General features: G+C 45.2%; 10 protein-coding genes. 3 read left to right on the top strand and 7 right to left on the bottom strand.

Annotated features, from left to right (window positions below):
• Positions 1 to 104 precede the first annotated feature (104 nt).
• The gene (locus QUB20_RS16965; protein WP_333251584.1) at positions 105 to 668 is read right to left on the bottom strand and encodes a Uma2 family endonuclease; all 564 of its coding nucleotides are present in this window, start codon (positions 666 to 668) and stop codon (positions 105 to 107) included.
• A 379-nt stretch (positions 669 to 1,047) separates the two neighbouring features.
• Positions 1,048 to 2,457, bottom strand: a complete 1,410-nt coding sequence (larC, locus tag QUB20_RS16960) for a nickel pincer cofactor biosynthesis protein LarC (RefSeq protein WP_333247485.1) — start codon at positions 2,455 to 2,457, stop codon at positions 1,048 to 1,050.
• A gap of 75 nt (positions 2,458 to 2,532) precedes the next feature.
• Here larC and QUB20_RS16955 point away from each other — a divergent pair, with 75 nt between their 5' ends.
• Positions 2,533 to 3,195, top strand: a complete 663-nt coding sequence (locus QUB20_RS16955) for an L-threonylcarbamoyladenylate synthase (protein WP_333247487.1) — start codon at positions 2,533 to 2,535, stop codon at positions 3,193 to 3,195.
• Positions 3,196 to 3,528: 333 nt separating this feature from the next.
• On the opposite strand, the gene QUB20_RS16950 is transcribed toward QUB20_RS16955, so the two are convergent.
• Complete coding sequence (locus QUB20_RS16950) at positions 3,529 to 3,813, bottom strand: DUF427 domain-containing protein (RefSeq protein ID WP_190738299.1); 285 nt, start codon at positions 3,811 to 3,813, stop codon at positions 3,529 to 3,531.
• 97 nt (positions 3,814 to 3,910) lie between these two features.
• Between QUB20_RS16950 and recQ the strand changes: the two genes are divergently transcribed.
• Both recQ and QUB20_RS16940 read left to right on the top strand, forming a co-directional pair.
• Positions 3,911 to 6,106, top strand: a complete 2,196-nt coding sequence (gene recQ / locus QUB20_RS16945; protein ID WP_333247489.1) for a DNA helicase RecQ — start codon at positions 3,911 to 3,913, stop codon at positions 6,104 to 6,106.
• Between the two features lie 223 nt (positions 6,107 to 6,329).
• Entirely contained in the window at positions 6,330 to 6,473 is a 144-nt protein-coding gene (locus tag QUB20_RS16940; protein WP_333247491.1) for a hypothetical protein, read from the top strand.
• A gap of 463 nt (positions 6,474 to 6,936) precedes the next feature.
• Here the strand turns inward: QUB20_RS16940 and QUB20_RS16935 are convergent, their stop codons facing one another.
• From QUB20_RS16935 to QUB20_RS16920, 4 genes are all read right to left on the bottom strand, one after another.
• Positions 6,937 to 7,677, bottom strand: coding sequence for a peptidylprolyl isomerase (locus QUB20_RS16935; protein WP_333054983.1), 741 nt, complete (start codon positions 7,675 to 7,677; stop codon positions 6,937 to 6,939).
• 85 nt (positions 7,678 to 7,762) lie between these two features.
• Complete coding sequence (locus tag QUB20_RS16930) at positions 7,763 to 9,433, bottom strand: hypothetical protein (protein ID WP_333247493.1); 1,671 nt, start codon at positions 9,431 to 9,433, stop codon at positions 7,763 to 7,765.
• A 383-nt stretch (positions 9,434 to 9,816) separates the two neighbouring features.
• Positions 9,817 to 10,191 carry a TonB-dependent receptor gene (locus tag QUB20_RS16925; protein WP_333247495.1) on the bottom strand — a complete coding sequence of 125 codons (375 nt, stop codon included), beginning with the start codon at positions 10,189 to 10,191 and terminating at the stop codon, positions 9,817 to 9,819.
• A 346-nt stretch (positions 10,192 to 10,537) separates the two neighbouring features.
• Entirely contained in the window at positions 10,538 to 10,846 is a 309-nt protein-coding gene (locus QUB20_RS16920; RefSeq protein WP_333247497.1) for a hypothetical protein, read from the bottom strand.
• Positions 10,847 to 10,954: the final 108 nt, after the last annotated feature.

Genomic DNA, 10,954 nt, shown 5'->3' with positions numbered 1-10,954 from the left:
TCCCGCCCGTCCTTTTTGGACGGGCGGGACGCCCATCCCACTTTCAAGAGTGGAAGTTATTTAATTCTCATTCCTTAATATCAAATCCCTTGACAGGGAAATTTTTAAGAAAATTGTACTTGGCGATATAAATCGGCGATCGCAATTTCTAGATTCACCGATTCAAGTTGCAAGGAATCGCCTAAACCATACTCGAAGAGAACCCATTGCCCCTGTTGATTGCGCCGAAATATCTCTACTCCTGGCTGTTCAACTTGCACCAAGACATACTCTTGCAGTGTTGAAAATTGGCGGTATTTAGCAAATTTAATGCCGCGATCTGCTGCTTCTGTGGAAGGCGATAAAACTTCGATAATTAAGGAAGGAAATTGCACTAATTGCGGATCGTTATCGCGATCGTCGCAAGTTACCACAACATCAGGATAAAAATATTTTTGCCCTCGTTCCACTTGGACTTTGACATCCGCGATGTAAGGTTCGCAAGGGCGATCGACAAGGGCATCATCTAGGATTCTGAAGAAATTTCCTGAAATTCGATTGTGATTGCGGCTGCCCCCACTCATGGCGACGACTTCGCCATCCCAATACTCGTAGCGTTCCTCTTGGGTGGGTTCCCAAGCCAGGTATTCTTCTGCACTCATCGATGGGCGATCGGGTAAGGCAACCATAATGCGATCGAGAATCAAGTATGTTTCTATAATAGCTTGAAGAAAAAGCGATTAAAAGGGTGGGTTTTTGAGATTGTCAATTATTGGCAGATATTTTTAGTGAACCCGCCCCTACCGTATTAGGGGTAATCTACCGGAGATGATATCAGAGGTTTTGATTCCTCTGATTTAGATATTCCTCAAGCCTCCTGGGTCTGACCGATTGTCAGCCCGTCAGGGACTAAATTCCTCATGTAAGTCACTGTAATTTACTAAGGATCGCGAATTAAATAACTTACAATTTTAATTGTTATTGTGGGATGGGCGTCCCGCCCGTCCAGAAAGGACGGGCGGGACGCCCATCCCACTTTCAAGAGTGGAAGTTATTTAATTCTCATTCCTAACCTCGATCGTACCAACTTTGCAGCGCCAAGCGGTGAACTTCCCGCCAGCTAATATTTTTAAGTCTGGCAATTTCCGCGCAATCTTCGTATTCCGGCTGTACATTAACAATCGTTTCTCCAGACTTCGCAACTTTTATCTTGACTTCGCCGTATTCTGTTTTAACTGTCTGGATTTCTCGGTGTAAAATCGTTCTTTGTTGAGTCGAGATCCTAATTCCCAAAGTAGTCGTCTCGCGAAAGATCACAGCTTCGCAAGCATCCTCAAATTCTGGATGACAAATCGCAGTTAACAAAACCCCAAGCCGCGACTTTTTCATCACAATTGGGGCAGTAAAAACATCCAGAGCTCCGGCGGCAAACAAAGCATCAAAAACATAGCCGATCGCCTGCGGACTCAAATCATCAATTTGCGTTTCCAACACCGCAATAGTTTCTATGGAATTGGTAATTGGTAATTGGGCATTGGGCATCGGGAATGGGGAATTAGTAGCCGTCTTTCTCCCACTCTCCCCCTCTCCCCCTCTCCCCCTCTCCCCCTCTTGCTTCTCCCCAATCCAGAGGCGCAAAATATTAGGAATTGCCAGGTTTCGAGAACCTGCACCCAAACCGATCGCCTGAACTTGCATCGACGGTGGCGGGCCGAAACCAGCGGCGAGAGTACAGGCGATCGCAGTTCCCGTAGGAGTGCACAATTCGCGATCGATCCCATTGCTATAAACCGGGACTCGGTGCGTTTCCCACAACCGCATCACCGCCGGCGTAGGCACCGCTAATCTACCGTGGGCCGCCTTCACCGTACCCCCACCAGTCGGCATCGCCGAAAAGTAAAACTCCTCAATATCCAACCAATCCAAACCCAAACAAGTACCCACAATATCAATAATTGCATCCGTCGCCCCCACCTCGTGAAAGTGAACCTCGCTCGCGGGGATACCGTGTACGGCACCTTCTGCATCTGCTAATTTGCCAAATACGGCCAAACTCCAAGCTTCCACGCGCGGAGGCAATTTTGCAGAGACGATGATTTGCTCAATTTCGGGCAAATTGCGGTGATGACTGTGGCTAATTTCTGCATCTGCTTCGCCGTGACTGTGAGAATGTTCTTCCCCGTGATGATGGTGGTGGCGGGCGTCAAAAGTCGGGGATTCGGTTTCCGAGGGATCGAGTTCGGTAGCGGGATTTTCTGGTTTTAACGACAAATCCGCAGCTAAATCGACATAAAATTTAGTTGCTTGTTGAGTATTCCGGTGGACTAATTCCGTCCGCAACTGGTACTCTGTCGAAATGCCGAGCAAATTGAGTTTTTCGATTAGGTATTCTAAAGGAACGCCAGCGTGGACAAGAGCTCCGATGCACATATCGCCAGCAATGCCGGTTGGACAGTCAAAATAAGCTATTTTATTCATTGTTAACAATTAATTTTTAGCATTGATTGTTTCACTCGATATTTCGATCGCCCACTTAGCCTGCAATATCTTAACATGGCAACTATTTACGAAGTGCATCCAGTTGCACCCCAAAGAGACCGGATCGAGAAAATTAACAAATCTCTAAAAGATGGGGCAGTGATGCTTTATCCGACAGATACAGTTTATGCGATCGGCTGCGATCTCAACTCCAAGTCTGCAGTAGAACGAGTCAGGCAGATCAAGCAACTATCCAATGATAAGCCTTTAACGTTCCTGTGTTCATCTCTGTCAAATATCACCGACTATGCAGCCGTCAGCGATGAAGCATACAGAATTATCAAGCGGTTAATACCAGGGCCTTATACATTTCTGCTGCCTGCTACCAAGTTAGTGCCACGGTTGGTAATGAGCCCGAAGCGCAAAACCACTGGAATTCGCGTTCCAGACCAGCGGCTTTGTTTTACAATGTTGGAAGCCTTGGGAAATCCAATTATTTCAACATCCGCTCACATTACCACGGATGATGAAGGTGCTGCACCGGTGCCAGCAGAAAAAGCAGAAAGTTTTGGCAAAGCTGAACTTTTTGACTGTTTTTCAAAGTTAGTAGATATCATTGTCGATGACGGTTCCGATCCGGGATATCAAGTTTCTACCATTCTCGATTTGACACAAAGCGAACCGATTGTTGTTCGCCGTGGTTTGGGTGCGGAAGCTGTCGCCGTTTGGGAAGATTAAAATTTGAGGATGCTTTCGCTTCTCCAACAGTCCGCCGGGGGTTCAAAACCCCCGTCGAGAGAGCGAAAGTCCTCTCAAAGAGGACTGTTAAATATAGCGGTTATGGTATTGAATTTAATTAAGCTCAGTCCTATATTTTAAAAAATTGACAATTATCAGAGGAGCAATCGCTATCAGTAGATATTAGATATTATTTCTATTTTAACTCATCGCAACTTATGTTATTCCTCCCTAATTTCCACATTCGTCTTAAGACGACTTCAGCTATGAGCCAGGGAATTAATTCCCTGGCGGTCTGTCGGAATCGCCAGCTAAAAAACCTGCGGAAAAAACCTAAGCTTCTACCTTAACTCCTTTCCAAAAAGCAATATATCCGGCAATATTTTTAGCAGCATCTTTTGGAGTAGGGTAGTACCAAGCAGCATCTTTATTAACTTGTCCGCCGACTTCGACACTGTAGTAACTAGCAACACCTTTCCAACCGCAAGTAGTGTGAGTGCTGCTGTCTTTGAAATACTCACGGTTGATGGCATCGGCGGGGAAATAATAGTTGTTGTCTACAATTTCGCACTTGTCGCTCTCGGCCAAAACGGCACCATTCCAAATTGCTTTCGGCATCAGTTTTTCTGGTTAAATTGAGATTCTCAATTATTGTAACTGTATTTGTGCTCAAAAGGCATAGAATAGTTGAGAAGCCAACAACCAACTACTGCAAATGCCAGCGTCTCATCCGCCAATATCTTCTGTGCCACTGTCCCTGGAACAAGCTCTTAAACATTTTTTTGGCTATGACTCTTTCCGTCCGGGACAGCAGGAAATTGTCGAAGCTGCTTTACAAAAACGGGATATGATGATTGTCATGCCGACGGGCGGTGGCAAGTCTTTGTGTTTTCAATTACCGGCACTGTTGAAACCGGGATTGACAGTGGTTGTTTCGCCGTTAATTGCTCTGATGCAAGACCAGGTGGAGGCTTTGCAGGATAATGGAATTGGGGCGACTTTTCTCAACAGCACTTTGAGCTCTCAGGAAACCCGATCGCGCGAAACAGCAATTCTCGAAGGTAAGATTAAATTGCTTTATGTTGCACCCGAACGCTTGCTGGGTGAGAGATTTTTACCGTTTTTAGATATAGTAGCAAATAAGTTAGGAATTTCGGCATTTGCGATCGACGAAGCCCACTGCGTTTCGGAATGGGGGCACGACTTTCGACCAGAATACAGGCAAATGCAGCGAGTGCGCGATCGATATCCCGACATTCCCATTATGGGACTAACCGCCACCGCCACCGAGCGCGTCCGCCAAGACATCATCCAGCAGCTAACTCTGCGAAATCCCTACATCCACGTCGCCAGCTTCAACCGCCCCAATTTATACTACGAAGTTCGCCCCAAAACCAAGCACAGTTTTGCCGAAGTTTTGCAAATTATCCAAAAAAAAGGCGGTTCGGGAATAATCTATTGCCTCAGCCGCAAAAAAGTTGACGAAGTTGCCTATAAATTGCAACAAAGCGGCATCCAAGCCTTACCATACCACGCCGGCATGAACGATGTCGATCGCGCCACCAATCAAACCCGCTTCATTCGCGACGACGTGCAAGTAATGGTAGCCACAATAGCCTTTGGTATGGGCATTAACAAACCCGACGTGCGGTTTGTAATTCACTACGACTTGCCCAAGAATCTCGAAGGATACTATCAAGAATCCGGCCGCGCAGGCCGAGACAACGAACCCGCCCATTGCAGCTTATTTTTCGGCTACGGCGATGTCAAAATGATCGACTACATCATCGAGCAAAAACCTGACCCGCAAGAACAACGAATTGCCCGCCAACAGTTGCGTCGAGTAATAAACTATGCAGAATCCACCGAGTGCCGTCGCACAATCCAGTTAAGTTATTTTGGCGATTCATTCCCCGGAAACTGCGGTACTTGCGATAACTGTTGCAACCAAAAACCCGTAGAAGATTGGACGATTGAGGCAATGAAATTTCTTTCTTGCGTCGCCAGATGCCAAGAAAAATTCGGCATGAATCACATTATTGACGTGCTGCGCGGTTCCAAAAATCAAAAAGTATTGCAATACCAGCACCACCAACTTTCTACTTACGGAATTGGCAAAGATAGAAGTGCCGACGATTGGAAAAAGTTGAGTCGTTCGCTGTTAAATCAAGGTTTTTTAGAGGAAAGAACAGACGGGTTTCCCATTTTGAAACTGAATGAAAAAAGTTGGGAAATCATGAAACGTCAGCGCACAGTTGAAATCGCCATTGAACCCCAACGGGAAGTACAGGCGAAAGTTCGGTCTTTGGCAGTAGAAGTAGAAGCTTTATTTAGCATACTGCGGACACTACGCAAACAAATTGCCGACGAACAATTTGTGCCACCTTACGTAGTTTTTGCCGATAAAAGCTTGCGAGATATGGCAGAAAAACGCCCGCAAAATCTCAGAGAATTCGAGGAAGTTTACGGCGTTGGTAGCAACAAGCGAGATAAGTACGGTAAGGTTTTCTTGGAGGCGATTCGCACTTTTTGCCAAGAACAAGGATTGCCAAGTGGTGCTGCATCTTCTGATGTCGCTAATCTTCCAAATCTTTCCAACGTTGCGTCTTATTCGCAGATGCAAACTTGGGAATTATACCGACAAGGTTTGACAGTTCAAGGAATAGCTAATGCGCGGGGTATGAGTCCTAATACTATTTCTGGGCATCTGATAGAATTGATGGAAATGGGCAGGGAAGTTGATATAAATTTGTTGGTGGAATCGGAACGCCAGCAGGCGATAGTGTACGCTATTGAAGTTATGGGGGATGAAAAACTGAGAGCAATTTATGATTTTTTGGAAGAACGTTATACGTTTGAGGAGATTAAGTTTGTGCGCGCTTGGTGGCGGCAAAACTATGTCGGTTTTTAACCGCTGATGTAGGCAGATGTACGCTGATGGACGCAGATAATACCAATTCTCCAAACTCTTGCAACAATTATGAGTTTTGGGTTTGTTTACGATCGCGCTTCAGGTAAGGTGCGTCGCTTGGAGATTGTCGCTCTTTTTTAGGATTGGCAGGTGGCGACGCACCCGGAGCGCTACTGTTGCATGAGTTTTGAGAATTAGTATAATTAATAGATAGGAGGGAAAAATGAGAATTAAAAAAGTAGCTTTTGGGGATAATATATTAAAGTGGCATTTTGAACCGATATATTTTTTCCATTTGGCTTTGCTAGCTGGCGGATATGGGATTGGCAAAACTCAAATTTCAAAAGAAATTTTTAAATTGCTATAAGCCAGTAAGCTTGGGTTAGCTAAGCGTCTCATTATTCGCTATGCTTGGGGCAGTTTCGAGAGCGATAAATTACCTTTTTCACTAAACTTGATTGAGCCATAAGTACCTCGTCATATTATGTCCGGTAGATTACCCCTAATACGGTAGGGGCGGGTTTACGAAAAATATCTGCCAATAATTGACAATCTTAAAAACCCGCCATTTAAATCGCGGTTACTTGATCGGAAATGATATCCAACCACTTGTTATCTAAGTAGTAGATTGCGTGAGAGGAAGCAACATTTAAATCCACACGCATGATACTATTTACACTCACGCCCCGCCCCAAGGATTGAATAATGTTGATGCAGCCGGAAAAGATATTAGGTCTCTCTGTGCACTGAGAAACACCCTAACTTTTAGCATTGTACTTGGTTTCGGCAAAATTATATAGATGGGTTTTGGATGGATAAAAATTAAGTTTCTACACTTTACAATTGTACAATAAATGGTTGACTTCGTTAGCCAGCCATTCGTTAAACAGATTGTGCAAAATTTCTTGATACCGTTCAGGGGTTAATTCCGCTGGGAGAAACTTTTCAACCAGAAACAAGTGATATCCTAGTTCTGTTTCAATTGGACGAATTACTTCTCCGGGTTGAGCGCTAAATACGGCGACGGCTATGTCTGGTTTTAAACCCCACCGATAAACCTTGCCTTCGCAACCGCATATATGCCGACGATTTTCGTCAATATCGTAAAGGTGAGCAGCATCAAAAAAGCTGATTTCTCCTTCTTGAATTTGATAAAATAGTTCCTGAGCAAGCTGGGGGTTGGCAACAATTATTTGATAAAGAATTATTTGGTCGAATTGCAATTTGTTTTGAACAAAAATCTTTTCTACTTCTTTGCTGAATAAGTGTTCGGCTAGTTTTTGGCTGAGAAGCCGATCGCGAATCCCGGCCTCTAAATCTTCTACAGAAATCATCTGATCGACCAGCCAAGCAATCGTGTCCGCCGCTTTCTCCAAACGCTTCTCGCGGCGGAGTTGGTCGCCCACAGCTTGAATTTCGTCTGGAGTCACAGTTAACTCCCGTTCCTTGGCTGCTTTCTCAATAACTTTTTTATGCAAAACCTTTTGACTAAATGTTTTTAATTGCATCTCTTGTTTGAGTAGTTCGATGATTTCACTTGCTTCAATCATTGGCCCGTAAAAGTCTTTCATCTTTCTCTCTCAACCTATATGAATTTATTAACTTCATCCCCCGAAGATTCCTGCGGGGTAGTTGGGGTTAACGGTTAAGGGTTAGCTACAAGATGTCATTTGGCAAACTAATAAAATCAGCATTGCTCAAAGTTGTTGCACCCGCTGCGTTAACTGTTCCCAAAACAACAGCTAAAATGCGATCGCCATTATTTGAACTAAACTTAAGCAGAGTGGCGTCTGTCGTACCGTCACCGTCAGTATCAAACGCGACGAGTGTCAAGTCTGTTACCGAAAGTCCCCCTGTCAGCCCAATTCGATCGCCTTCAGCGGAATTGAAATCAAGGAGTTGATCTGCTAAAAGTGGATTAGCTGCTGCACTCGCTGTTTCGGGTCTAAAGGCAAAGGTATCAGCGCCGCTACCTCCAATCAATGTATCGGTGCCGAAGTCGCCGCAAAGAAAATCGTCGCCGTTGTCACCAATTAGCAAATCTTGACCTTTTCCTCCCCGCAAAGTGTCGTTTCCATCGCCTCCATCGATCGCATCATCACCTTTGTTACCTGTGACAATATCGTCGCCGCTTCCTGCAAAAATTCGATCGCTCCCGCTATCGCCAGTAATCACATCGCTCTCGTTGGTGCCCAGCCAATATCCGTCGCCATTGCTGTCGTAGGTGATAGTTAATGCGTCAGGATAGTTTTCTGGGGCGATCATTTCTGGAGGCGGCTTTGTCTCAGCATTGCTGTTGGCATTGTTACCGGGAAGTGCGATCGAATTATTGCTGTTACTGTTATCTGTGGGATTAGAAATTATCGTACTCTCGTCGCCACCACCCGTACCCGCATCCTCATTATTTGAGGGTGTTGGCTGTGTTGGCGGTGTTGCTGGTGTTGGCGGTGTTGGCGCTGGTGCTGGCGCTGGTGCTGGCGGTGGTGTTGCGATGTTAGTTGTTGGTGGATCGCCTGTAGCAGCGGTTGCTTCTGCAGTGCCAGAAGTAGCTCCCGGAGTATAGCCTGTCTGAGTGCTAGTGCTACTGCCTGCGGGGGAAGTTACTGTCGCGCTGCTGTTGTTAGTAACGCCTTGATTATTGGCGATCGAGCTCGTTTCACTCGAACTGCTACTCTCTGAAGGCGCTGGTGTTGGTGCTGGTGCTGGTACGGGGGCTGGTGCTGGTGCTGGTGTTGGTGCTGGTGCTGGTGCTGGTGTTGGTGCTGGTGCTGGTGTTGGCGCTGGTGCTGGTGTTGGCGCTGGTGCTGGTACGGGTGCTGGTATTGGCGCTGGTGTTGGCGCTGGTGTTGGCGCTGGTGCTGGTACGGGGGCTGGTGCTGGCGTTGGTGCTGGTGCTGGTGTTGGCGCGGGTGCGGGTGTTGGTGCGGGTGTTGGTGCTGGTGTTGGTGCTGGTGTTGGCGCTGGTGTTGGCGCGGGTGCTGGAGCTGGTGCGGGTGTTGGTGCTGGTGCGGGCGTTGCGGCGGGCGCCGTTGCTGTCGCGCTGGAAGTCGGAGGAGCAACGGAAGAAGTGGAAGCTTCTGCGCTCCCGCTGCTAGATGTAGCCCCCGCAGCGTAAGCAGTCTCACTGCTGGTACTGCTTCCCGTCGGGGAAGTGGCTGTTGCGCTGCTGGTACTGCCCGCACCGCTGCTATCGGCAAAGGAACTAGATTTGCTGGAACTGCTGCTGCCCGCACCAGGGTTATTCGCCTCCGGCGAATTCAACAGGTTTAAACTATTGCTGTTTCCAACAATATTACTTAAGGGTTCAGATGAATCTAAGGAAGGCATCGCGATTTATCTCCTTTTAGCTATAAAAACGAAAAGCACTTGCGTGAACACCAACACTGCCAATTTAAAATAAAAATGTATGATTTTGAATATTGTGAAGTAATTGCTTTTGACTTCAGACTAAAGACTGATTTTTTTTAATAAGTAGGTAGGCGGGATGAAACTGAACTCTACAGAATCCCAATTTTCTCAGATTTGATTAAATGTTTCAAAAACATCAAAAATGTCAATCTCCATATCATTTACATTCCAATAATTTTCCGATAAAGTCCAGTACACTGTTCAATATTTAAATCAGAGCCCACATCATGTAACAGGAGTAAGTCGTGCCACCATCCTCGCTTGCTATCCTATATGGTTTAAATGCTCAAAAAAAAACTTAATTAAACATGGGTAAAATTCATAAAAATTGAAGTATTAAAACTTGAATAGGAAGCCTTTTGATCTCCTGTTTTTGCATAAGCAATGGCTGTTGCATCCGCTATACTATAGTTAAGCATACCCAAGTTTTTAACAGTTGTGTTAGTTTGAGTATTCGTATAAGTAGTCTGACCGATGGCAACTGCACCTGCACCAGCTACGGCATATCCAAGTCCAATATTTGTTGTGGTCACTGTACCTGCGTAAACACTGCCACCACCCACGACACTGCTGCTTTGATCGAGGGTCTGTAAGTAATTTAAGTCAGATATAATTAAGGAACCACTCATGTTTCCCATACAATAATTTAAGTCAGATATAATTAATGAACTACTCATGTCTCCCCTGCAAAAATTTTTAATTCCACTAGATTTAGTCATTTTAAGAACGACTAGAAGCAACTAGATGTTGAAGACTAACTAGAACTAGATTTTGTGTAACTGCTGGAACTATGATTAGATGAAATATTTACAGCAACACTTTGACTAATTTGAGTCGCTCCATCAGTAGATTTTGAAACTACGCTTTTAGCTTCGGCAATAACTTTGCAATCCGGTGAAACTAGGCGTTTGATAACAACTTTATTCTGAGTCATGATGTTAATAAAAAGACTGTACTAAAATCAACCTATTCTGACAGATTTTAGTTGTCAGAATAGGTTGAAGACTATACAGGCGATCTTTTCTAGTAGTGCCAGAAGTAACTTCCGGCGCTACCAGAGGTAGAAGTAGCATTAGAGCTAGAACCTAAACCTTGAACAGTGGTGGTTTTGGTGATAGCCTGAGTAGATGAGTTCGCGCCCACAGCATCTGCTGCTGCTTCAGCACCAGCAAAATTTCCTTTAACGTTCGTGATAGAGTTGAATACCTTATTAATGGTCAGATATTCACTGATGTTTGCCTTAACATAGGTGACTGAGCTGTCGCCAAAAAAGTAGCCACCTTCAACATTTGCTTCAGCAGATTCCAAGTAATTCAGGTCAGAGATAATCATTTGTTTTGTCCTTTTAAGAGTGAGGTTTTTTTGTTTTCCTGTTACCTAATTTAGCTTGCCTTTTGGTATCTGTGTTGCCATTTTGGCAGTAAGTTTTTTCGGTAACAA

The sequence above is a fragment of the Microcoleus sp. B4-C2 genome (assembly GCF_036705265.1).
Taxonomy (GTDB): Bacteria; Cyanobacteriota; Cyanobacteriia; order Cyanobacteriales; family Microcoleaceae; genus Microcoleus.
Note: the sequence above shows the minus strand (reverse complement) of the source record. Positions and strands in the feature narration are given on the sequence as shown.

Excerpts from the sequence above, each read along its gene's own strand:
- QUB20_RS16965 (WP_333251584.1), bottom strand. The coding sequence starts at position 668 with ATGGTTGCCTTACCCGATCGCCCATCGATGAGTGCAGAAGAATACCTG.
- larC (WP_333247485.1), bottom strand. The coding sequence starts at position 2,457 with ATGAATAAAATAGCTTATTTTGACTGTCCAACCGGCATTGCTGGCGAT.
- QUB20_RS16955 (WP_333247487.1), top strand. The coding sequence starts at position 2,533 with ATGGCAACTATTTACGAAGTGCATCCAGTTGCACCCCAAAGAGACCGG.
- QUB20_RS16950 (WP_190738299.1), bottom strand. The coding sequence starts at position 3,813 with ATGCCGAAAGCAATTTGGAATGGTGCCGTTTTGGCCGAGAGCGACAAG.
- recQ (WP_333247489.1), top strand. The coding sequence starts at position 3,911 with ATGCCAGCGTCTCATCCGCCAATATCTTCTGTGCCACTGTCCCTGGAA.
- QUB20_RS16940 (WP_333247491.1), top strand. The coding sequence starts at position 6,330 with ATGAGAATTAAAAAAGTAGCTTTTGGGGATAATATATTAAAGTGGCAT.
- QUB20_RS16935 (WP_333054983.1), bottom strand. The coding sequence starts at position 7,677 with ATGAAAGACTTTTACGGGCCAATGATTGAAGCAAGTGAAATCATCGAA.
- QUB20_RS16930 (WP_333247493.1), bottom strand. The coding sequence starts at position 9,433 with ATGCCTTCCTTAGATTCATCTGAACCCTTAAGTAATATTGTTGGAAAC.
- QUB20_RS16925 (WP_333247495.1), bottom strand. The coding sequence starts at position 10,191 with ATGAGTAGTTCATTAATTATATCTGACTTAAATTATTGTATGGGAAAC.
- QUB20_RS16920 (WP_333247497.1), bottom strand. The coding sequence starts at position 10,846 with ATGATTATCTCTGACCTGAATTACTTGGAATCTGCTGAAGCAAATGTT.